Origin of the sequence: Pseudomonas sp. 29 (genome assembly GCF_002754355.1) — a bacterium.
Taxonomy (GTDB): Bacteria; Pseudomonadota; Gammaproteobacteria; order Pseudomonadales; family Pseudomonadaceae; genus Aquipseudomonas; species Aquipseudomonas neuropathica.
In genome coordinates, this window is sequence record NZ_PEEY01000001.1 from 2,842,974 (window position 1) to 2,864,609 (window position 21,636).

At 60.3% G+C, this 21,636-nt stretch carries 18 protein-coding genes; 4 read left to right on the forward strand and 14 right to left on the reverse strand.

Annotated features, from left to right (window positions below):
* Window positions 1–44: 44 nt before the first annotated feature.
* From CLU80_RS13295 to hflK (CLU80_RS13325), 7 genes are all read right to left on the reverse strand, one after another.
* Entirely contained in the window at window positions 45–833 is a 789-nt protein-coding gene (locus CLU80_RS13295) for an HvfC/BufC N-terminal domain-containing protein (RefSeq protein WP_099757574.1), read from the reverse strand.
* On the reverse strand, window positions 824–1,669 hold the full coding sequence (gene bufB, locus CLU80_RS13300) for an MNIO family bufferin maturase (RefSeq protein ID WP_093429582.1): 846 nt from the start codon (window positions 1,667–1,669) through the stop codon (window positions 824–826). Before bufB ends, CLU80_RS13295 begins: the two co-directional genes overlap by 10 nt.
* 65 nt (window positions 1,670–1,734) lie before the next feature.
* Window positions 1,735–1,986 (reverse strand): BufA2 family periplasmic bufferin-type metallophore, encoded by a 252-nt coding sequence (gene bufA2, locus CLU80_RS13305; RefSeq protein WP_099757575.1) that lies wholly within the window; start codon window positions 1,984–1,986, stop codon window positions 1,735–1,737.
* A gap of 110 nt (window positions 1,987–2,096) precedes the next feature.
* Window positions 2,097–4,004, reverse strand: a complete 1,908-nt coding sequence (locus CLU80_RS13310) for a heavy metal translocating P-type ATPase (protein ID WP_099757576.1) — start codon at window positions 4,002–4,004, stop codon at window positions 2,097–2,099.
* Complete coding sequence (hflK, locus tag CLU80_RS13315) at window positions 4,001–5,050, reverse strand: protease modulator HflK (protein ID WP_099757577.1); 1,050 nt, start codon at window positions 5,048–5,050, stop codon at window positions 4,001–4,003. The genes CLU80_RS13310 and hflK (CLU80_RS13315) overlap by 4 nt, the downstream gene beginning before the upstream one ends.
* A complete protein-coding gene (gene hflC / locus CLU80_RS13320) occupies window positions 5,047–6,093 on the reverse strand; it encodes a protease modulator HflC (RefSeq protein WP_095049602.1) in 1,047 nt (348 codons plus the stop codon). Before hflC ends, hflK (CLU80_RS13315) begins: the two co-directional genes overlap by 4 nt.
* The gene (hflK, locus tag CLU80_RS13325) at window positions 6,090–8,051 is read right to left on the reverse strand and encodes a protease modulator HflK (protein WP_099757578.1); all 1,962 of its coding nucleotides are present in this window, start codon (window positions 8,049–8,051) and stop codon (window positions 6,090–6,092) included. Before hflK (CLU80_RS13325) ends, hflC begins: the two co-directional genes overlap by 4 nt.
* 210 nt (window positions 8,052–8,261) lie before the next feature.
* On the opposite strand from hflK (CLU80_RS13325), the gene lpdA reads away from it, so the two are divergent.
* Window positions 8,262–9,662, forward strand: coding sequence for a dihydrolipoyl dehydrogenase (gene lpdA / locus CLU80_RS13330; RefSeq protein ID WP_099757579.1), 1,401 nt, complete (start codon window positions 8,262–8,264; stop codon window positions 9,660–9,662).
* Window positions 9,663–9,792: 130 nt separating this feature from the next.
* On the opposite strand, the gene CLU80_RS13335 is transcribed toward lpdA, so the two are convergent.
* Window positions 9,793–10,266: an Lrp/AsnC family transcriptional regulator gene (locus CLU80_RS13335; RefSeq protein ID WP_099757580.1), complete on the reverse strand. Its 474-nt coding sequence runs from the start codon at window positions 10,264–10,266 to the stop codon at window positions 9,793–9,795.
* A 144-nt stretch (window positions 10,267–10,410) separates the two neighbouring features.
* On the opposite strand from CLU80_RS13335, the gene CLU80_RS13340 reads away from it, so the two are divergent.
* Complete coding sequence (locus CLU80_RS13340) at window positions 10,411–11,040, forward strand: LysE family translocator (RefSeq protein WP_093429574.1); 630 nt, start codon at window positions 10,411–10,413, stop codon at window positions 11,038–11,040.
* Here CLU80_RS13340 and CLU80_RS13345 read toward each other — a convergent pair.
* Genes CLU80_RS13345 through CLU80_RS13370 form a run of 6 tightly spaced genes read right to left on the reverse strand, consistent with a single transcriptional unit; the run spans window position 11,037 to window position 19,337 of the window.
* The gene (locus tag CLU80_RS13345; protein WP_099757581.1) at window positions 11,037–13,175 is read right to left on the reverse strand and encodes a hypothetical protein; all 2,139 of its coding nucleotides are present in this window, start codon (window positions 13,173–13,175) and stop codon (window positions 11,037–11,039) included. The genes CLU80_RS13340 and CLU80_RS13345 overlap by 4 nt on opposite strands.
* The gene (locus CLU80_RS13350; protein ID WP_099757582.1) at window positions 13,162–14,346 is read right to left on the reverse strand and encodes a DUF3142 domain-containing protein; all 1,185 of its coding nucleotides are present in this window, start codon (window positions 14,344–14,346) and stop codon (window positions 13,162–13,164) included. The genes CLU80_RS13345 and CLU80_RS13350 overlap by 14 nt, the downstream gene beginning before the upstream one ends.
* A 48-nt stretch (window positions 14,347–14,394) precedes the next feature.
* Window positions 14,395–15,543 (reverse strand): acyltransferase family protein, encoded by a 1,149-nt coding sequence (locus CLU80_RS13355; RefSeq protein ID WP_099757583.1) that lies wholly within the window; start codon window positions 15,541–15,543, stop codon window positions 14,395–14,397.
* The gene (locus CLU80_RS13360; RefSeq protein WP_099757584.1) at window positions 15,533–16,462 is read right to left on the reverse strand and encodes a class I SAM-dependent methyltransferase; all 930 of its coding nucleotides are present in this window, start codon (window positions 16,460–16,462) and stop codon (window positions 15,533–15,535) included. The genes CLU80_RS13355 and CLU80_RS13360 overlap by 11 nt, the downstream gene beginning before the upstream one ends.
* Entirely contained in the window at window positions 16,459–17,763 is a 1,305-nt protein-coding gene (locus tag CLU80_RS13365) for a glycosyltransferase (RefSeq protein WP_099757585.1), read from the reverse strand. Before CLU80_RS13365 ends, CLU80_RS13360 begins: the two co-directional genes overlap by 4 nt.
* Window positions 17,757–19,337, reverse strand: coding sequence for a glycosyltransferase family 4 protein (locus CLU80_RS13370; protein ID WP_286079737.1), 1,581 nt, complete (start codon window positions 19,335–19,337; stop codon window positions 17,757–17,759). The genes CLU80_RS13365 and CLU80_RS13370 overlap by 7 nt, the downstream gene beginning before the upstream one ends.
* A 416-nt stretch (window positions 19,338–19,753) precedes the next feature.
* On the opposite strand from CLU80_RS13370, the gene CLU80_RS13375 reads away from it, so the two are divergent.
* Both CLU80_RS13375 and gmd read left to right on the forward strand, forming a co-directional pair.
* Window positions 19,754–20,668, forward strand: a complete 915-nt coding sequence (locus CLU80_RS13375) for a GDP-mannose 4,6-dehydratase (protein ID WP_099757587.1) — start codon at window positions 19,754–19,756, stop codon at window positions 20,666–20,668.
* Window positions 20,665–21,636: a GDP-mannose 4,6-dehydratase gene (gene gmd / locus CLU80_RS13380; protein WP_093429566.1), complete on the forward strand. Its 972-nt coding sequence runs from the start codon at window positions 20,665–20,667 to the stop codon at window positions 21,634–21,636. The genes CLU80_RS13375 and gmd overlap by 4 nt, the downstream gene beginning before the upstream one ends.

Genomic DNA, 21,636 nt, shown 5'->3' on the forward strand with positions numbered 1-21,636 from the left:
ACCATCCCGAAAAAATAGCAGGCTATCGATTTGATTAACCTTGTCTATCGTTGCAGACGCTCCAGCAAACCATCCTGTATCCACTGTTTCAACCAGGTAACCGCGTGAAGTGGCGCGCCCTCACCATAAGTGACTGCTAACTCGGCGCACAGTTCGGCGAAATTCCAGCCACCGTTGAGTATGCCCATGAGAGCTGAGGCTTCGGCTGAATCCAGGCTGCGGTAACTGCAGATCAACTGGTTTCGCCAGATCAGACAGATCTGTGGGATTTCGAGCGGCGCGCTTTCAGGGAATTGCGCTTCTTCCTTCACCGAGCGCCATAAAGATAGGCTGTTGAAACGGCACTCCAGCCGTTGCATGGACGACACCGCTCTGACGCGTAATTCGGGCCACTCCTCCGGAGCCAAAGCCGCCATGGCCTCAATTGTCAGCGGCTCAGCGGCAGGTGCATCGAAAGCCAGGGTGAAGGCCCATTCGAGCGCAATCAGCTCGGCCAGCGGCGCGCTCTGTTCCGGCACCAGATGCTCGCGGACGAAGCCTTCGAAGCCTTTACCCAACCAGCGCAGGCTGAAGTGCGCAGACGGATACCGATAGATGTAAGCCATTGCGAGGCGGTCGAATTCCTCATCGCCCAGCCAGTGCAGGCTCGTGGGAAAGTCATTGCGCAACACGTCCAGCAAACGCGCCTTGTAAGCATTGTGGTAGATCGCCAGTCCCGTGCCGACATCCAGTGTCGGGCCACCGATCAGGCTCTCGCTCAACGTCGGATTCGCGTTGGGGTCTTCTTCGAGCAGAAACGCTTCAAACGCCAGTTGCCACTCTTTCAGGAGCATGGTTGCCTCCGCGCAAGAACCTTGTTCCCGAGCTGACGGGCCGTTTGCAGTTCATCAAGCAGCGCTTCGAAGGGCGGAAAATGATCGTCGCGTTCCAGCAACGTCGCCACCGGGCCGAAATGTTCGAGTGTGCGTTGATAGAGCGCCCAGACCGGATCGCTCACCGGATGGTCGTGGGTGTCGATCACGTAATCGCCGTAATCGCTGTGCCCCGCCAGATGCAGTTGGCGGACTTTATCAACGGGCAGGCTGCTGATGAAGTCCCATGGATCGAAGCCATGATTACGTGAACTGACGTAGACATTGTTCACATCCAGCAGTAATTCGCAGCCGCTCACATGGCTGAGCAAAGCAAGAAACTCCCACTCGGTGAATTCGTCAGAGGCGCCGCGCACGTAACTGGAGACGTTTTCCAGCACCAACGGGCGCTGCAGAATGTCCTGAACCTGCATCACCCGAGCAGCAATGTGGACCAGGCTTTCTTCGGTGTAAGGCAACGGCAGCAAATCGTGTAGCTGATGGGCATTGCCGCGGCTCCAGCACAGGTGATCAGAAATCCATGCCGGTCGGACGCGTTCGGCCAATTGTTTGAGTTGTTTGAGGTAGTCAGGATCGAGGGCATGCGGCCCGCCGATGGACAACGATACGCCGTGCATCACCAACGGATAGCGTTCGGCGAAGGCATCGAGGTAATACAGAGCCTTGCCGCCCTGCACCATGAAGTTTTCCGAGACCACCTCGAACCAGTCGACATCCGGCGACTGCTCAAGGATCTGTTGATAATAAGCACTGCGTAAACCCAGGCCATAACCCAGAAAAGGAAAAGAGGCGGACATGTGCGGACTCCTGATAAAAAGTGGCCGCAGTGGCGCAAACCACTGCGACAACACTTGCCGGTCAGTTATTCGCCGACCTTGCCACCGGCTTTTTCGCACGCCGCCTGAGTCATTGCCTTGAAGCCCTGGCCTTTGCAGGCGCCCATGCCTTTACAGGCGTGGTCTTTGGTTTTGCAGTCGTTCTGGCCTTTGCAAGCGGTCACGCCGTAGCAGTGAACGTTGGCATCGGCGGCCATCGCGTTGGAGGCAACACCGGCAAACATTGTGGCGGCAGCCAAAGCGAGAGCGACACCAGCAGCAGCGGTCTTGATGGTCATTTTTCTTATCCTCGGTAATCGTCAGGGGTGTCGGCTGGAAGGTTGTTCAGTCCCGACATAGCACTAGAGAGAGCGGCCCCGACGGCGTTACAGAGGATCGAAAAATAATTTCAAAGATCGTTCTTGAGCTTGAGCAACGGCTCCTGAAAGCGCAGCAAGCGCCCGGCATTCCCGAGGACCAGCAACGTGCTGAGGTTGTGCAGCAGCGCGGCGATCATCGCCCCGGCGGCACCCAGCCAACCGAAAGCGGCAAACACGACAATGGCCAGCGTCCAGCCCAGGCCGATGATCACGTTGACCTGCAACGTCCTGCGGCACTGGCGGCTAAGCCGCACACATGTACCGAGACGGCGCAGGTCACTGCCGATCAACACGATGTCGGCTGAGGCCAGCGCGATGTCCGCTCCGCCCGCGCCCATCGCTACACCGACCACGCCCGCCTTCAGTGCGAGGGAATCGTTGATACCGTCACCGACTACCATCGGCCGGAAACCATTGTTGATTTCCTTGAGTACGTGATTGAGTTTGTCCTCGGGCAGGGCTTGGGCTTGCACCTCATGCAAGCCGACCTCGCTGGCCAGCGATTGCGCCACGCTTTGGCGATCGCCGGTCAGCAGCAATTGCCGACCAAGACCCAACTCGCGCAATTCGTCGAGGGCAAAACGCGCTTCCGGTTTAACCGTGTCGGCGAGCAACAACCAAGCGAGGAATGCACCGTTCAATGCCAACCCGGCAATCGGACCGTCGTGATCGGGAACCGTCGTCGTGGTGATGCCCAGTTGCGCGAACAACTCCGGTCGGCCCAACGCGGCTTCGCCTTGCGCGGTCATGGCCACCACGCCGAGGCCCTGACGTTCGTGGATATCACTGAGTGCCAAACATTCTTCCTGACTGACCAACCCTGCGAGCGCACGACTGACCGGATGACTGCTTGCCGCGCCAAGGCTGGCGGCAAGCGCGATGATCACGGACGTATCTGCACACGGATTGTTGATCGACTGCAGGCGCAGGGTGCCGAAAGTCAGGGTGCCGGTCTTGTCGACCACCAGCGAAGTCAGGTCGGCCAGTTCTTCAAGGAACGCCGAACTGCGGATCAGTATGCCGTGACGTGCGGCCACCGCCACACCCGCAATCGCCGTGGCCGGAGCCGACAGCACCAACGCACACGGACAAGCGGCGACCAATACCGCAAGCATCGCTTGCGCATCGTGAGTGATAAACCAGGTCACTGCCGCCAGCAGCAAGACCAGCACCATGTAGCTGCCAGCGTAACGTTCGAGCAACCGGGTGATTGGCGGTTTCGAGCGCTCGGCGTTCTGCATCAACGCAATGACCTTGCCCAGCGTCGATTCGCCACCGGTGCGCGTCACTTCAATACGCAACAGACCGTCGAGGTTGATCGCACCGCCGAACACCGACATGCCGACACCCGCCTCGACCGGCACCGATTCACCGGTAATCGATGCAGTGTCGAGACTGGCCTGACCTGACAACACTCGACCATCGGCGGGAATCCGATCACCGGCGCGCACTTCAACGGTGTCGCCGGCTTTCAACGTGCCGTTGTCCACTTCGATGATCGAGCCATCCACTTGCACCTTGCGCGCATGGCTGCGCGTCAGTTGGCCAAGGGCATGGATCGCCTCTTGCGAGCCGATGACGCTGCGCTCCTCCAGCACATGGCCAAAGATCATGATGATTGGCAGCAACGCCGCTGTCAGCAAGTCACCAGTCGCCCATGCACCGAGCATAGCCAGGGCAATCAGTTGATCGGTGATGCCGTGCAAGCTCGGATAGCGCAGGCTGTACCACGCCGAGCGCATTACCGGCACGCCAACCAATAAAGATGCAAACCCAAGCAGCAACTGACTGACACCGGTTTGCTCGGGCATCTGCCAGCGCCAGATCAGACCCAGACCAAGCAGGCCCAGCGCAAGCATGGCCAAGGTCAGTTGCCGTGCAGCACGGCGTTGTTCTGCCGAAGACAACAGGCTCGGTGCGGCGGTGGTCGCAGTCATTTACTGGCTCCCTGAATGATCAGACGGGAATCGTCTTTCGGGTCGACCGTGGTCACCGATCCGGCCTGGCCGAGTATTTTCGGCATGCGCTCGCGGTACAGGCGCAGGAGCATTTGCGGGTCGGTAGTGTTGGCCAGACTCAACACCGTGGCTGTGTCGGCTGAGGCTTTGGCCAAGCGCTCACCAGCCTGCGCGTGAGCGACTTGTAGCGTGCGGTCGGCCTGTTCATTGGCGGTCTGGGTGAGTTTTTCGGCGTCGGTGCGTGCATTGGCCACAGCTTTGTCGGCCTGCTGACTAGCGGTCAATACCGCGTTGAAAGCACTGACCGCCGGATCGGGCAGACTCGATTGCACATCCACCCGCGCCACTTCGATGCCGATGCCCTGCCCGCCTGCCTTCAACTCGGCCAAGCGTTTGTTGATGCCTTGCACCAGATCGCCACGTAGTTTTTCACGACGTTCTGCGGCTTGATTGTCGGCACCGATCAACTCCGGGCGGGCGACCAGGATGGTGTCCAGATCGCGTGCGGCCGTCAGCGCCACCGCGCTGCGTGTCACCAGACGATCCAGCGCCGGCAAGACATGCTCGCCCTGCAACACGAAGTCGTAAGGGTCAATGACTTTGTAGAACACCCGCACATCCAGTTGCACCACGCCGGCATCACCGGTCAATAAATAACCGGATCCGGCCAGCGCATCACTCAGGGGGGTGGCAAAGGAAGCGACCCGATCGGCCTTCAGCGCCTCATCACTGCGCAACAGATTCTCGACGCGACGCTCGATCACCCGATCGGCTGCCGGCAGCAAAATCACCTGTTCGAATGGCTGCGGCCAAGCCAATAGCAGACCGGCATTCTGGATGCGATCCAGCGCGCCGAAATGCAAAACCACGGCACGATTTTGCGGATCAATTTGCCGCACATTGGAAAACACCCAGACCAATGCAGCCAGGATCGTCACCGCGTACAAGGCAAAAAATGCCAAACGCCCCGCCTGAATCCATGGACTGTTCAGCGAAGATGTTCCACGTGGAACTTCATCATTCATGGCTGCGATCCGGATTTGCTGTCGAGTGTCGGCGGGCCGTCGACCAATACTCGAAATGGCGCGGCGTCGGTGCGCAGAATCAGTTTGGTGTCCGGCGTAACGATGGTGCCGAGGGTGTCGAGCGAGCGCAGCAAGTTGTAAAGCTGCGGTGAACTGGCGTAAGCACGGCCATAAATCTGCGCCGCTTCGACACGAGACTGCGCTTCGATCTCTGCCGCTTTTACCGTCGCGTCAGCCTGCACAATTCGCGCATCGCGCTCAGCTGCGGAACGGATTTGCGCGGCCTCACGTTTGCCGATCGCCGTGCGTTCAGTGGCAATTGTTTCACGCTCGGCGCGCATGCGATCGACCGTGGCAGTGAGTGTCACCGACGGCAAGGTCAAACGCTCGATGCCGACTTGCACAACCCGCACGCCATACGTCGCGAGCAATTGCTGATCGATCTGCTGGCGCAACTGCGCTTCGAAATCGGCGATACGCACCTGACTGGCATCGGTGTTCACCAGATTCGCCAGATCAAAACTGCTCGCGGTGGTTTCCAGCGCCGAGCCGACAAAGGTACGAATCTGCCGCGCCGCTTCGTCCGGCTGATTCTGCACCGCACGCATGAAACGCTGCACATTGTCCGCATCGCCCTGCACCTGCCACGCCACGTAGGCCTGCACAATGATGCGCAAGCCGTCACGGGTGCCGACATCCTGCAAGCCACTGGACGTCGTGCGCAAACGCAAGTCGACCGGAATCGCCGCCTCGAACGGCGCTGGCCAACGCCAGCTCAAACCCGGATCAAGCAACACCCGCGCAGGGTTACCAAAACGCGTGATGACCGTGGCCTCGCCCGAGCGCACTTGCACCAGGCTTGCCGCCGCGATGGCGAACGCCACCAGCAATAGGGCCCAACTCATGCGTCGCCACGGGAAAGGCCCTGCCTCTTCCGGCGCACCGTGGTGATGGTGATGATGCCCATGATGATGGTGATGTCCGCCGTTGCCATGATCGTGGCCGCTGTGATCATGCGGTTCGTGAGTATGCGACTGGCTCAATGGGCGACTCCTGGTTGAGCGGTGGTACGCGCGGGCGTCGGGTCAGCCGGCAGCGTGAAGGTCCGCAAGTCGATGGTCGGCGCATTGCTGCTGCCCCCGAGACGATGGTCGAGTACCAGCAACTTGGCCTTGCTCAGCCCTTGGCTGAGCTGACCGAGGTATTGCTCCAGCACGAAAGCTTGGCCGGCACTGGCGTAAGCTTTTTGCTCGGCGCTGAATTTCAGATCCGCCGCCTGCGCCGTAGCATTGATTTCCCGCGCATTGGCGCTGGCCTGATCGCGAGCCAAGCTGGCCTGCAATTGCGCCTGATTACTCGCTTCAGCTGCCGCGCCACGCTCGCGGGAGATCAATGCCTGCGCGCCGATCTGCGCGGCTTGCACGCTGTGATAGGCATTGGCGGCACCGGCCGGCGGGTGAATGGCTTCGACGACCGTGGCGAGAATCTCCACGCCACTGTTGAGTGTTTGCAGATCATGCTGCACCGCGCGACCAATCTCATCGCCCAGCCCTACCCTGTCTTGACCAAGTAAGCCGTCCAGCGTGCGCGAGGCAAAGTCGTGCACCAGAATCCGGCTGGCGGTGCTGCGAATCAGCGTTGGCACATCGGCGCTGTTATACGTCGCCGCCAGTGCGGCCTGATCGCTGAGGCCGATGCGATAGACGAAGCGCACGTCCATGTTGACGATCTGAAAGCTCTGCTGATCGCCACGGCTGCTGGCGATCACTTGCGATTTGTCGTTGACGTGGCTGGCGTCCCACAAACGGTTGGCGGTCATCGGTGCCGGACCCTCAGCAGGGTCGGCTTGCAGCGGGACCGGGTTGTCGCCGACGCTGGTGGCCAGTTCATGCACCACGCCGTTTTCGATGATCCGCACCCGCCCCAGCGGCCAGGGTAAGCCGCTGTGCAACCCCGGGCCGAATACCTGCACCGGTTTGCCGAAGCGCTCATAAATACCGCGTCCCTGTAACGGAATTTCATGGATCCCGGTGAGCAACCAACCGGCTGCGGCTACTAGCACCAGCACCGGTAGAAAAGCACGGCGCATGTAGCTGAACGCCCAGATCTGGCGCAGATCGATGCCAAAACGGTTGTGCAATTCATGCTGCAACGCGAGTAAAGGTTGTGGCGGCCAGCGCAACATATCGGCGACAAAACTGCGCGCCAGCAGGCGCGGCTCAAGCTGCTCGCGACGAGGGCTGAACACTGAAAGAACGGCGCGCAATAACAACTCGATCGCGACCAATCCCGGCAAGATACCGATCAGGACAGCGACACGAACTGGCCACACCGCATTCTCGCCAGCGAACAACAAACACAGTGCGCCTAGCACCAGGCTGATGATCGCCACACGCGTCAGTTGCGCGAGTGAAACCGCTTCGGGCCATTGCGCCGGGTTTTCCTGGGCCAGTTGCCGCTCCAGCACCAGCAGACCGAACGCCAGCAACAATGCCAGCGCTGCGCCCACCGTTGCCGATAAACCCACCGCAGCGGCCGGCAACGTCAGGTTCCACACTTGCTCGATGCTCAGCACCGCCAGCAGCGCCCAGCCACCCAACCACAGCGTCGCCGCGCCGATCTGGCCGAGCAGGTGCAGGCTACGTTGGCTCAAACGGTCCAGCAGCCGCTCATACCACCCCAGCGGCGGGAATTGTTCCTCCCCAGCAAGCGGCGCCAGCACCACAGGATTGATCACCCGCGCACGCCATCGCGTCACCCACCACGCCGATTGCAGCCCGGCAACCAGCACCAGCAGCGCGGCGCTCTGATTGACCAGCAGCGGCAGCCACAATGATTGCGGGGCAAACAGCCCGACAAAGAACGCCAGCACCCACCCTGCCCCGGCCAATCCGCCGAAGCCGATCGCCCAGCGGCGCAGACGCCGGCTCTGCACGGCCGCTTGCTGAAAACGCGGCAGTCCGGTCACGTGCGTGCCATCCACCTCCAGATCGACTTGCATATCACCCCAATTCATTAGCCCACACTGCATATCGTTACGATATAACGAAAAGCGTGAAATATTCGTACACAATTACGCTTATTCAAAGATGCCCAACCTGTCGCTTGGCTGAAGCCTTGACCGAAATGTCCGCAAACGCACATATTACGTTCGTAATTTTTATCCGAAACTACCGTTAGCGATCTGCATCCATCCATCAGGAGCAAGCACATGAGCAACTATGACGTAGTGATTCTGGGCGGCGGCCCGGGTGGTTATAACGCGGCGATCCGCGCCGGCCAGTTGGGCCTCAGGGCCGCTTGCGTCGAAGGCCGGGCAACCCTCGGCGGCACCTGCCTGAACGTTGGTTGCATGCCGTCCAAAGCCTTGCTGCATGCATCAGAGCTTTACGATGCGGCGATGGGTGCGGAATTCGCCAACCTCGGCATCGAGGTCAAACCGACGCTAAACCTTGTGCAAATGATGAAACAGAAAGACGAAAGCGTGGCAGGCCTGACCAAAGGCATCGAATTTCTGTTTCGCAAGAACAAGGTCGACTGGATCAAGGGCTGGGGCCACATCGACGGCCCCGGCAAGGTTACGGTGACCGACGATCAGGGCGGCAAAGTCGAACTGACCGCCAAGGACATCATCATCGCCACCGGTTCCGAGCCCACTCCCCTGCCCGGTGTCGAGATCGACAACAAACGTATCCTTGATTCGACCGGTGCGCTTTCCCTGAGCGAAGTGCCCAAACACCTGGTGGTGATCGGTGCCGGTGTGATCGGTCTGGAGTTGGGCTCGGTGTGGCGGCGGCTCGGCGCGCAGGTCACCGTGGTCGAATACCTCGACCGCATCTGCCCGGGCGTCGATGGTGAGGCCGGCAAAACCCTGCAGCGCTCGCTGAGCAAACAGGGCATCGCGTTCAAGTTGAGTTCGAAAGTCACCAGCGCCACCGCTTCCGCCAACGGTGTGCAACTCAGCGTCGAGCCGGCCGCTGGCGGCACTGCCGAGTTGCTGGAAGCCGATTACGTGCTGGTCGCTATCGGTCGCCGCCCTTATACCCAGGGCCTAGGTCTGGAAAACGTCGGCCTGAGCACCGACAAGCGCGGCATGCTCGCCAACAAACAGCACCGCACCGAAGCGGCAGGGGTCTGGGTGATCGGCGATGTGACCTCCGGGCCGATGCTCGCGCACAAGGCTGAAGACGAAGCGATGGCCTGCGTTGAGCAGATCCATGGCAAGGCCGGCGAGGTCAATTACGACCTGATCCCCAACGTGATCTACACCAAACCGGAACTGGCCAGCGTCGGCAAGACCGAAGAACAGCTCAAGGCTGAAGGACGCGCCTACAAGGTCGGCAAATTCCCGTTCACCGCCAACAGCCGGGCGAAGATCAACCACGAGACCGAGGGGTTTGCCAAAGTCATCGCCGACGAGCGCACTGATGAAGTCCTCGGCGTACACCTGGTCGGTCCGAGCGTGAGTGAAATGATTAGCGAGTTTTGCGTGGCGATGGAGTTCAGTGCTTCGGCGGAGGACATTGCGTTGACGTGCCATCCGCATCCAACGCGGTCAGAGGCGTTGCGCCAGGCGGCGATGAATGTCGAGGGGATGGCGACGCAGATGTAAGCAAAAAAGTATGTGGTGACTGGGCGTCTGCTATCGCGAGCAGGCTCACTCCTACAGTTGATCGCGTTTGTTCAGAAGCATCGCGATCAATGTGGGAGCGAGACTGCTCGCGATTGGGGACAACTCGGTCTCAGGCAGGAAGATGCCCCAGCGGCAACGCCCCCGGCGTCTTCACCGTGTGAATCGCAAAGTTGCTGCGGATGTCACTCACCCCCGGCAGTTTCAACAGGCAGCCGCTGAGAAAAAGGTCATACGCACGCAAATCCGGCACCACCACTTGCAGCAAAAAATCCGACTCCCCCGACACCAGAAATGCTGAAATCACTTCCGGCAATGCCGTCACTGCGGTGTAAAACGCCTCGGCCTGTGCATCGTTGTGGCGCTCGACCTTGACCCCGACAAACACCGTCAGTCCCAGCCCGACTTCATCGCGATCGAGATTGGCCTGATAACCGCGAATCACCCCGGCCTCCTCGAGCATCCGCACCCGGCGCAGACACGGTGAGGCCGACAAGCCGATTTCGTCCGCCAGCTCGACATTGCTCAAGCGTCCGTTGCGTTGCAGCGCCGCGAGAATCTTGCGGTCGAAGGCGTCGAGTTTCATGGTTGGCAGATCCTGATAGTCGGGGCGTTGAAAACCAGCAGATTATGCCAAAGCAGCAGGCTTTTGAAGCGGACTACGCAAGCACCTGCCTCACCTTTCGGGCCTAGACTTGGCGCACCGAATCGACAACGAAAGGGCTGCAACATGGCGAGTCTCTGGCTGTTCTTCCTGGCATTGGCGGTGGTCTATCTGTTGCCCGGCCCGGACATGATCCTGCTGCTGCAAACCGGCGCTCGGCAGGGACGCGGCGCGGCGCTGGCCACCGCTGTCGGTCTGGGCATCGCCCGTGGTTGTCACGTGGCCCTTGCGGCGTTGGGGCTGGCGGCGCTGTTCAAAGCGGCGCCGTGGACATTCGAGGTGGTGCGATTGGCGGGGGCAGCATATCTGCTGTGGATCGGCATTCAATGCCTGCGCAGCACCCTGCTGCCGAACCTGAATACCGGTGAAGCTGTCGACGCGCACGGGCAATGGCGCGAAGCCGTCCGACGCGGTTTGCTGACCAACCTGCTCAACCCCAAAGCGCTGCTGTTCTGCTCGGTGTTGCTGCCGCAGTTCATCGTCAATGACGGCGTGGCGGTGCTAAGCCAGTTCGCCGTGCTGGGCATGCTGCTTGTCGGTATCGGCCTGCTGTTCGACAGCGCCTACGCCCTCACCGGCGCCGCGCTGGGTCGTTGGCTGCAACACAGTCCAACGGCCCAACGCGTACAACAATGGTTGTTCGGCAGCTTGCTGATCGGTTTCGCCGTGCGCCTGACCTTCGTCCAGCAAGCTTAGCCTTTACGGACCTTGCGCTGGCGACGGCTGATCAACAGCAACGCAGCACCGGCGACCAGCACAACCGCGCCGATCTGCACCGGCCACTTGTACGGCCGCAGCGATGAACGCACGGCATCCGTGACCTGGGTGACGTAACGCTTGTCGGCGTTTTCGAAATCCGGGTACGGGCACTGATTGCCGAAATCCACCGCCCACGGGACAAACGGACCTTCCTTGATGTAACGCTGATACAGCGCGCTCTGATCTTCCAGGCTGCTGTTCCAGCCAGCGGCGTTGCACAGCACTGCGGCAAACGCCTGACTGGTGTGCGGCAGGTTGTCAGCGGCGCGCCCGGCCAGCGCGGTGGCGACGAAACGGTAGTGATAGCGCTGATCCGGTTTCGCTTCGCTGGCGACCTGACGTTGCACTTCGGCTTCGCTCACCAGCGGACCGACTTTCAGCTCGGTACTTTCCAGGCTGTAGTTGCCACCGAACGTGGCGTAGTCCGGCGCCATCTCGTAACCGAGAATATCCATGCCCCACTCGCGGGCTGTCCACGCCGCGTTGTACAAGGCACTGGCGCGCTTGGTCGGCCACCACGCGGCATCAGCCTTCAGCCGTTGTTCGCCGTAGAGTCGGGCCTTGTTTTGCAGGTCGGAATTGTCGAAATAAGCCACCGCGTCGGCGTAATGCCCTTCACGCAGCAAGCGTCGACCGAGCAGATTGCGCAGGCTGGCGGCGACCGGCAGCGGCACGTAGTTGTCACGCTCCTGCTGGGTCAACGCCGGCGGCGCCGGGACGTTGTCGTCGACGTATTTTTTCAATTCCTCGACCGTCAGCACGCGTTCGGCCACGGTCGCAGCGTCGAACCAATAGGTGCTGTTGCTGCGATACAACTGCACGAAGGCTTGCAGGTATTCGCCGCGCTGCAAGGCGAGAATCGCGCTTTCGCCCTCGACCCGGCACTTCGGCTGAACGGCTTCATACGCCCAGTCCGGGGTGCGCCGGTAACCCCAGTCTTCGCTCTGCGGGAAGGCCTGCGCGGCTTTCGAATAGGCTGCGGCCGCGGCATTTTTATCGCCGTCACGCACCGCCAGTTTCGCCCGTAGCCACCACGCCAATCCGCCGTCGCCGGCGTTCTCGAGAAAAGCCTTGGCCCCAGCGTAATCACCCTGTTGATAACTCATTGCCGCCAGACGATCAGCGTTGTCGAGGCTGCCACGGGTGCTGTTTTGCAGCAGCTTGACCAGTTTCTTCTCGTTCGGCGGCTCATCGCCAAACGACCAGCCTTGGCGGCTGACCAGCGATGCCGTGACCATTTGCTGCACGGCTTTGTGTTGCAGCAGCTCGGCCAGTTCGGCCTCGGGCAACTCCGCCAGTTCATTCATCAATTGCTTGAGCGAGGTGTAACCCACGGCCGAACCGTGCAGATTCTGTGCTTCATACAATTCGATGGCGCCGCTCCAGTCGCCTGCCGAGCGCAACACCCGCGCCTCTTCACCGAGGCTGGCAACACCCAACTCCAGCGGATCGCTGAAACCGTCGATGCTCAGTTGCCGGGCCTGGCGGAACGCATCACGCGATTGTTCCAGCGCCTCGACCCCATCCCCTCCTTCGCTGCTCATCGCAAACCAGGTACGGCCCAGCGAATACGCCGCCCACGTGCTGCGCAACGGACGCTGATCTGCCGGCAGCGCCAGCAGCTTGTTGAAATACGCGACCGCGAGTTGATGATCGCCTGTGGCAAACGCCACCGCACCGGCCACATACAAACGGATTTCCGTCGGCAGACTGGCGCCCTGCACCTCGACCTGACGCGCATCGGTCAGGCCACGCAGTTGTTTGACCAACGCTTGCTGCTCGGCGCTCAGTCCGGCCTGCTCGGCCTTCTCCCGTGCCTCGGCGGCCGCGTTTTCCTCGCCGTACATATCGTTCGGATTGTGCGTTGCCGCGGTGACATTCTTCAGCCCGGCGATGGCTTTGCCGAGGCGACTGAGTTCGAAGTTGAAGTTGCTCTCAGGCAGATCCGCGAGGGTTTGCCCGCGATTGTCGAGCAGGCGCATGGGGAAATCCGGTCCGCAGGCCAGCGCCGAACCCAGCGGCAGGCAGAGGCTCAGGCAGAGCAGATGGCGGGGCCAGTTACGGGTCAACATGCGAACCTCCTTGATCAATATTGGCGCAACGCGCCCAACCGATGGCGCGCTGCCCGCCCGCCGGCAAACGGCCGTCGCGCAGGCGGGTGAAGGTAAGCAGATCCGGGGCTTGTTGCAACGAGTAACCGGCGAGCGCATCGGCGCCTTCACAGCTTTGCGCCTTCAAGGTGATTTGCGCAGGCCAGGCACTGTCGAGGTTACCGGGGTTTTCGAGTTTGATGTCGTAGAGACCGTCGTGTTCGCTGAACGTCACGCCGAGCTGGCTGACGAGTTGATCACCCCGGGCCACCGCGCGCAGGGTGGTCAGGCTCCAGGCGCGGCGATCATTGGCCAGCGGCAAGCGAAACCAGATCAGCCCGGCCAGATGCGCCGGCGGGTCTTCGCGCAGGGTCTTGCCGAGTTGGCTCAACTGCAGCGGATCGGCGAGCAACTCCTGACGCTCACCGCCGCGCTCAAGTTGCACCTCGCTTTCCACCACCGGCGCCCCGCCGTCATCCGGCAACAGCGCGACACCGTAAGCCGGCAGCGCGAGATAAAAAGGTTTGTCGGTAATCCGTGCCCAGGCCTTGGCCCACTTCAACGCCTGATCAGGATCGAACAAACCCCGGCGTGGATCGCTGACGGCATGCACTTGCAGCACGCTGCTGTCGACGGTTTGCAGAAGTTCGGGCAATTGCACACTGCCGAGCCAGGCCGGTAGTGCCGTGATGCTCAAGGGCAGATTCGTCGGTAAGGCCGAGCGCAGATGTCTGAGAAATTCAGCATACGCCGGCAACCGCGCATTGCCCGCGTCGTGGTCGATTTCGACACCGCTCAGCGTCAGCCCTTGCGCCTGCCAATCGGCAAGCACCTGCAGAATCTGCGCGGTGACCTGATCCTGATCCAGCGACATGAGCTGGCCGTCGAGACGAATCACCGCAATCAACGGACGACCCTCGGCTTTCAGTAAGTGCGCATCGATCCGCGCCCGACTCCATCCCGCGTTCGGAAAGGCCTGCAGCGCCAGCACGCGCAGCGTCGAGAAGTCTTGGCGGCTGTCACGCAACGCCGTCTCATGGGCCGGCGTCCATTGCCGTTGCCAGATGTAGAGTTGTTGGTCGAGGGCTGGCGCATCCTGCTGCTCGCAAGCACAAAGCACCATCAAAGCAAACAGACCGACAATAAACCGCATACCTTCCAGATCCCTGACACCTCAAGGCTGCAAGGTTACACAAATCGATCAGAACGTGGCTTCAGTAGACGCAACGGATTTTCGCGACGTCCCGAGACGTTGTATTAGTGCGGTACCGCGAAGTCGCATAGGCATTTCAATGAAGCGATAATTCAGTTCGCTGATCAATACAATCAGGCCCCCTGCAAGCAACAGGGTAACGATCGGGTGTCCCGCCGGACTCGGCAGGCCTGCACTCTGCAAACGGAAAGTGACCTCGCGTACCAGTAAATACACCGGAATGTGGATCAGGTAGATCCCGTAGGAACGGTTGCCTACCCACGCCATCACTCGCTGCAAGCGCCCGGTCGGCAACAGATAGTCTCTGTTGTACGAGGCGATCCATACCAGCACGGCGCTGAGAATGGCGATGGCACCGATGCGATAGGGCGCCATGGTAAAGCGTTCGGCGCCCAGGAAAGCCATCAGCAACCCGACAATGACCAGCACCGAAATCCCGGTCCACGGACGGCGCAGAAACGTCGGCTGCCAGCGTCGATAACCCGGTTGAACGCTCCACATTGCCAACAAAACGCCAAGGGCGAGCGCGTCGGTTCGTATGGTCATCAACAGCGTTGTCCGCACCGTGAACAGTTGCACCGCAACCAGCGCCAGCAAGACCCACACCAGGTGCTTGCGACAGAGCAGGATCAGCAACGGAAACAGCAGATAGAACTGTTCCTCCAGCGCCAGGCTCCAGTAGACGAAACTGCTGCCGTACTCGTAATGAAAAATCGCATCAGCAAAGCGGAAATTGGCGTATTGAAATACCCCCGCAAGCGTGGCCTGCACGTTGGCTTGCACCGTGCCAAACGCCCCGGAGCGGTTGAAAAAAACGCACAGCAGCAGTATCAGTGCCAGCCACAACCAGGCCGATGGCAGCAGGCGAAAGGCTCGCCGCAACCAGAAGTTACGCGTTTGCTCCCAGTACTCCTGACGATTGCTGCAACTGCGCAGCGCAGGAATCAGACTGCGGGCGATGACAAATCCGGAAATCGCAAAAAAAAGATCCACCCCCCACCACAGTCCAAACCAGGCACGACTGGATTCGAGCAGCGGCACGGGGTCTCTGAACAGAGCAGGCAAGTGATGAAACAACACACCAAGCACTGCAATGGCGCGCAGCACCTCGATGTCCATGATTCGCTTACTGCCCATCCGGCTCCCCCGCATCGAGTGGTTTACGGGCAATGATCACCTGGCTCTTGGGCATGAACTGGTCGAGTACCTGTTTGATCGCAAGCCCGTCGGGCCGGTCAAGCATCTCTTCCCAGGTCCTCGCCCACCCGCCCATCAAATGCGGGAACGGTGCATGAATGCGATCGCGCACCGCACCGCCCGGATCCTTGCCGGCAGCCTTTTCGCTGGCCCAGAAAAAAATCATCCCCATCACCCAGAAGAACCCGGTGGCTTGCCGATGTTCGATGACCAATCCGGCATCCTCGACCATCGCCTCGAAGCGCTCCGGGGTGAAAATCTGTACATGATTGGGAGACTGGTAATAACTCGCGGGGGCGATACCTTTCTGCAGATGCTCGCCAACCGGTGCCGGCACGCTGAGCAGATACAACGCACCGGGCCGCCCCATACGCGCCAGTTCGGCCATGAACGGCTCGGGCTCGTCGACGTGCTCCAACACCTCCATACACACCACTCGGCTCGCGCAACCGTCCGCCAGAGGCAAGGGCAAGCTGTTACTGACCAGCCCCAGACTCGGCCTGGAACTCTTGGCTTCAACCTGACGCGCCAGCTCGCTCACTTTGTCGTGCTCACTGTCGGTAAAGATCACCGATGCGCCCTGACGTACCGCAAACAACGTCGCGGCACCCTCGCCACAACCGACATCGAGCAAGGTGTCTTCAGGCGTTATGGCGAAGCCCTTGAGCAATTCGCCGCTGTCATTGAGAAACCAGCCGTCCAGAACCGCATCACGCAAACCGACGTCGCGCGGCGACCAGGTGAACAAAGGTTCCGGTTCGGATTCAGGTGTCGGATCAACCACGAGTTCGTCGACGGGTTCAACGGCTTGCGGCGCTTGCGGTTCGGCTAAAAATCGCTGGAACAATCGACGTATCATGCTCCGGCAGCCTCCATGGCAAGTTCAGCGCGGCGCTCGAACAGTTGCGCAAAAAATGCCTGCAAGCGCTGTTCAGCCACAGCCTGACTGCAAAACCCTCGCAGACTCTCCACGGCTTGCGCCGACAGGTGCGCGTAACGCTGCGGATCGTTTTTGGCCACCGCGTAGCTGGCTCGGTAGGCCGCGCAAATCGACGCCCAATTGGCCGCGTAGCGCAGGGTCCGGTAGGCCGAGCGCGGATCGTGCGGCCAGGCCGTAAACTCCTCGGTCGCCTCGATCAGGAACGCGTTATCGGCGTTCAGATAATCGATCATCGCCGTCGTGCACGGCGCCACGGCCGGCTTGCCGCAAGACATGAATTCCATCAGCGGCAGGCACTGGCCTTCGCCGTAGGACGTATTGACCACGTAGCGCGTCGCCTGCACCAGCCGCTCGTAATCCGCGTCCGCCAGATAGCCATAGACCAATACGACGCGGCAGCGATAAGGCTGGTTTTTGTACAGATGATGAAGGATGTCGGTGAGTGCTTCTTCGGCATCGTGGTGAGTGAGTTTGAGCACCAGTGTCGCGTCATCAGTCTCACGGAACGTCGCGCAGAATGCGCTGATCATGTCCTCCCAGTTCTTGCGGCCATCGCGCGGGTTGAACACCGAGGTGTAGACCACGCCTTCAAGCAACAACGTCTGCTCGGTGACAGGCGCCAGGAAATCGATGCCCGGGCCACTGCGCAAATGCACCGGGCCGAAGGCATCCAGATCGACTTCGCGACTGTCGACCACCAGCCCTCTGATCGTCAGTCGTACCGAATCGACCACAGGTTGCCCCTGCAACTGAACGCCACGCGCGGCGAATCGATCCCAGACCGGGGCGGGTACGGCAACAATCGGGTAACCGACGCTCATCGCTTCGCGCACCGCATCGACCGTGTAACTGGAATGGGTGATCGCCGCACCGCAGGCGTTGAGTACCGTACGCCAGTCGTTCAACGGATCGCCGGCAAACGGCTCGTTGGGGATGGTGCTGAATTCCCAGGCGAATACCGGCAACGTCGGGCAGGCCAGATGCACCGGGGTGCGGTGCGGAGGCGAGAACGACAGAAATACACAAGGCTCGCCTCGGGACTGGCAATCTGCATACAGCGCATCGACTTCAGTGTTCGGGTCCAGGACCTCGATCACCCGCCCGAGCCGCTCCAGCACCGGTCGATACTCCTTGAGTACGAAGTAATAGCTGTACTCGGAACGCCCGAGGTTGCGGCTGATGGTGTGCTGGTTGGTTTCCGAATGGATGATGATCAGCATGAGGCGTTATCCGTAATCGGGGCAACGTTGTCGACCGGTGATGCCAACCCGAAAAAATCGGCGACACGCTTTTGCAACGCCGGTTGCGCGCAGTAATCGTGCATGCGTTCGATCGCCGCCAGCGACATGCGCTGATACTCCTGGGGTTGTGTCTTGGCCATCCGATAGCTGTTTTCGTAGGCCGTCTTCAATGACCCCCAGTCCGGTCGATGCCGTTGTGCGCGAAACAGCATTCGCGGGTCATGGGGCCATGTGCACGCCTCTACGCTGGAGCCGACCACGAACGCCACAGACTCATCGATATAATCCTGCATCGCCGAGTGATCGGGAGCGATCACCGGTTTGCCGCACGCCATGAACTCCATCAGCGGCAAGCACAAGCCTTCGCAGTGCGAAGCGTTGACGTAAAAACTCGCCGCTTGGTACAGCCGCGCGTATTCAGCATCATCCAGATAGCCCTGAATCATCACGACACGGCAGGAGAACGGCGCCAGTTGCGCCAGCGGTGTCATCAAGTGTGCGTACACCGCCGCCAGATCACTCTGGGTAAATTTCATCACCAGTGTGGCGTCGGGGGTGTCACGAAACGCTGCGCAAAAGGCCGTCAGGATCTGTAGCCAGTTCTTGCGCCCGTCATCGGGGCGGAACACCGTCACGTAGACCACACCGTCCACACGGGTTTGCACCGTTAATGAACTGTCCGGCATATCTCGGGGTGGCGGTTGGACGGCTACCGGTAAAGGCTGTGGGCCTGCGATGTTTGGCAGACGTTTGCCGAGCCAGTCATGCAAAGTCTCTGGAACCAGATCGCGAATCCCTTCCCAGTACCAGTTCTGCAGAAACCTCACGCGTGGCACTGGCGGCTCCTGCTCGTGGCCCAGATTCAGCAACCACAACCGCAGGAAATGTCGGGCAATGACAAAGCGCCGCTTCAAGGTCAGCGGTGGTGGACGCAAGGCCTCCAGCTGTGCCTCGATTTCGGCCAGCTCTTCGGGGGTCAGCGGCTCGGGCAGCAGATTATCCGGATGCAGGTTCATCTGGCGAGAATCAAAGATGCAACCTTTGACCGTCAATGTCGTACCCGCATTGACCGGCGCGCTGACGTGTTGCTCACGAATCGCTGCAAAGTGCTCCCACAGCGGGGCTGGCAAGACCAACACCGGAAAGTCTTCGCCCATGGTGCGCTGGATCGCTCGGGCGGTGTAGCTGGACAGTGTGATCACGCGGCCATGTTTGGCCAGCATGCGCGTCCAGTCCTGGCGTGGATCGTTGCCCCACTGCTCGTTGGGGATGGAGTCGTACTCCCACGTCACAACACAAACGGTCGGGCATTGGAGATCGGTCAGGGTTTTCTGCGGCCGGGTGAACGAGAGGAAAACACTCTCCTGGCCAGCGGCGAGCAACTGTCGGTAGAGCGGATCTACCTCTGTCACAGCACTGACCACGTGCACTCGCCCGAGCGTTTCGAGCAACGGCACATAGGCCTTCAGCACAAAGTAGTGACTGGCATCGGGATGCCCAAGATTCTGGCTGATTGAACTGTCGTTGATGTCCGAATAAAGAATGAAATTCATGGCATTCCACAATGAAACTGCCATCCCGGCAGCCTCACACTATGACGGCAAAGCGTTGGATCGGATCAATATCCGTCCTCCGTCTTCGGTCCCGTCTTGTTCTTGTTTTAGTGGTCAGTTTCACCTTTTTTCACGACGATGCCGACGAGCCCGGCCAATCGTGACAAGGCGCATTCTAAACACATCCGCGAAGGGTTCGTGAACCGCCCGGCGAGAATAAACCGGACTACGCTAACGAGAACTGACCGGTCACGGTTTGGCCTGTTGAAATTGCCGAGCATTTGGCACAGATTGGCAACAAACAACTACAACAACTGACTTCGCCTTTCTTAAAAGCAGTTTTTCTACTGTTCTGACAGACCTTCCTTCAAAGCCTGTGGGAAAGTGGCGCAAGTTCAAGACCAAGGGGTCGCTGTTTGAAAAAGCGTCTGTTCGTCACGGGTCTCAGTGGATTCGTGGGACACCATATTCAGTCGCGTCTGGCATTGCCGGATTCGTCGTGGGAGCTGCTGCCTGCCGCTTTGCCTTACGACCTCACCGATGCGAGCAGCCTCACCGATCTGTGGCCGCAACTGCCTGATGCAGTCATTCATCTAGCCGGGCAGACTTTCGTCCCCGAAGCTTTCCGCGATCCGGCACGCACACTCGAGATCAATCTGCTCGGTACGCTCAATCTGCTGCAAGCCCTCAAGACACGCGGCTTTGCCGGCACTTTCCTGTATGTCAGCTCCGGTGACGTTTACGGCCAGGTTGGCGAAAGCGATCTGCCCATCACCGAACAACAGGCGCCCTGCCCGCGCAATCCTTACGCAGTGAGCAAGCTCTCGGCCGAATTTCTCAGCCTCCAATGGGGCCTGAGTGAAGGCTGGCCGGTGTTGGTGGCGCGTCCGTTCAACCACATCGGCAGCGGCCAGAAAGACAGCTTTGTCATCGCCAGTGCCGCCCGCCAGATAAGTCGCATCAAACAGGGCCGTCAAGCACCGCAACTTGAAGTCGGCGATATCGACGTGACGCGAGATTTTCTCGATGTCGGCGATGTGATCTCGGCCTATCTCGCGCTGCTGGAAAAAGGCACACCCGGCCAGGTCTACAACATCTGCTCGGGTCGTGAGCAAAGCATCCGCAGCCTGATCGAGCAACTCGGCGACCTGGCCGAAGTGGAGATGCAACTGGTGCAAGACCCCGCGCGCATACGCCGCGCCGATCAGCGTCGCGTTTGCGGCAGCCACGCAAAACTGGCCAAAGCCACCGGATGGTCGCCAGCCATCACCACACAACAATCCCTGCGGACGATCCTGTCCGACTGGGAGACGCGAGTACGACAAGAATGACAAAAAGTGCACTCATCACAGGGATCACCGGCCAGGACGGCGCGTATCTGGCCAAGTTGCTGCTCGACAAGGGCTATAAGGTTCACGGCCTCGTTGCACGACGCAGCAGCGACTCGCGCTGGCGTCTGCGCGAAATGGGCGTCGAAGCCGACATCGTCTATTTGGACGGTGACATGGCCGATGCCTGTTCGGTACAGCGAGCAGTCATTCAATCAGCGCCGGACGAGGTCTATAACCTCGCCGCGCAGAGCTTTGTCGCCGCGTCGTGGAGTCAACCGGTGACCACCGGCATCGTCGATGGCCTGGGCGTTACCCACCTGCTCGAAGCGATCCGCCAGTTCAGCCCGCACACCCGGTTCTATCAAGCCTCGACCAGCGAAATGTTCGGTCTGATCCAGGCCGAGCAACAGGATGAAAACACGCCGTTCTATCCGCGCAGCCCTTACGGAGTGGCCAAACTCTACGGTCACTGGATCACCGTCAACTACCGCGAAAGTTTCAACCTGCACGCCAACAGCGGCATCCTCTTCAACCACGAATCGCCGCTGCGCGGCATCGAGTTCGTCACACGCAAGGTCACCGATGCCGCCGCACGCATCAAGCAAGGCAAACAGCAGGAGCTGGCCCTGGGCAACATCGATGCGAAACGCGATTGGGGGTTTGCCGGTGATTACGTCGAAGCCATGTGGCTGATGCTGCAACAGGACAAACCTGACGACTTCGTGGTGGCCACCGGTGTCACCACCACCGTGCGGGAAATGTGCCGCATCGCCTTCGATCACGTCGGCCTCAACTACCGCGATTACGTGAAGATCGACCCGGCGTTCTTCCGCCCCGCCGAAGTTGAAGTGCTGCTCGGCAATCCGGCCAAGGCTCAGCGCGTGCTGGGCTGGAAGCCGAAAACAGACCTGGATACCTTGATCCGCATGATGATGGATGCGGACATGAAACGCGTCGCCAAGGAGTAG

What these genes read in the sequence shown, in the direction of transcription:
- CLU80_RS13295 (WP_099757574.1), bottom strand. Translation starts at nt 833, where the DNA reads ATGCTCCTGAAAGAGTGGCAACTGGCGTTTGAAGCGTTTCTGCTCGAA.
- bufB (WP_093429582.1), bottom strand. Translation starts at nt 1,669, where the DNA reads ATGTCCGCCTCTTTTCCTTTTCTGGGTTATGGCCTGGGTTTACGCAGT.
- bufA2 (WP_099757575.1), bottom strand. Translation starts at nt 1,986, where the DNA reads ATGACCATCAAGACCGCTGCTGCTGGTGTCGCTCTCGCTTTGGCTGCC.
- CLU80_RS13310 (WP_099757576.1), bottom strand. Translation starts at nt 4,004, where the DNA reads ATGACTGCGACCACCGCCGCACCGAGCCTGTTGTCTTCGGCAGAACAA.
- hflK (WP_099757577.1), bottom strand. Translation starts at nt 5,050, where the DNA reads ATGAATGATGAAGTTCCACGTGGAACATCTTCGCTGAACAGTCCATGG.
- hflK (WP_099757578.1), bottom strand. Translation starts at nt 8,051, where the DNA reads ATGCAAGTCGATCTGGAGGTGGATGGCACGCACGTGACCGGACTGCCG.
- lpdA (WP_099757579.1), top strand. Translation starts at nt 8,262, where the DNA reads ATGAGCAACTATGACGTAGTGATTCTGGGCGGCGGCCCGGGTGGTTAT.
- CLU80_RS13335 (WP_099757580.1), bottom strand. Translation starts at nt 10,266, where the DNA reads ATGAAACTCGACGCCTTCGACCGCAAGATTCTCGCGGCGCTGCAACGC.
- CLU80_RS13340 (WP_093429574.1), top strand. Translation starts at nt 10,411, where the DNA reads ATGGCGAGTCTCTGGCTGTTCTTCCTGGCATTGGCGGTGGTCTATCTG.
- CLU80_RS13345 (WP_099757581.1), bottom strand. Translation starts at nt 13,175, where the DNA reads ATGTTGACCCGTAACTGGCCCCGCCATCTGCTCTGCCTGAGCCTCTGC.
- CLU80_RS13350 (WP_099757582.1), bottom strand. Translation starts at nt 14,346, where the DNA reads ATGCGGTTTATTGTCGGTCTGTTTGCTTTGATGGTGCTTTGTGCTTGC.
- CLU80_RS13355 (WP_099757583.1), bottom strand. Translation starts at nt 15,543, where the DNA reads ATGGGCAGTAAGCGAATCATGGACATCGAGGTGCTGCGCGCCATTGCA.
- CLU80_RS13360 (WP_099757584.1), bottom strand. Translation starts at nt 16,462, where the DNA reads ATGATACGTCGATTGTTCCAGCGATTTTTAGCCGAACCGCAAGCGCCG.
- CLU80_RS13365 (WP_099757585.1), bottom strand. Translation starts at nt 17,763, where the DNA reads ATGCTGATCATCATCCATTCGGAAACCAACCAGCACACCATCAGCCGC.
- CLU80_RS13370 (WP_286079737.1), bottom strand. Translation starts at nt 19,337, where the DNA reads ATGAATTTCATTCTTTATTCGGACATCAACGACAGTTCAATCAGCCAG.
- gmd (WP_093429566.1), top strand. Translation starts at nt 20,665, where the DNA reads ATGACAAAAAGTGCACTCATCACAGGGATCACCGGCCAGGACGGCGCG.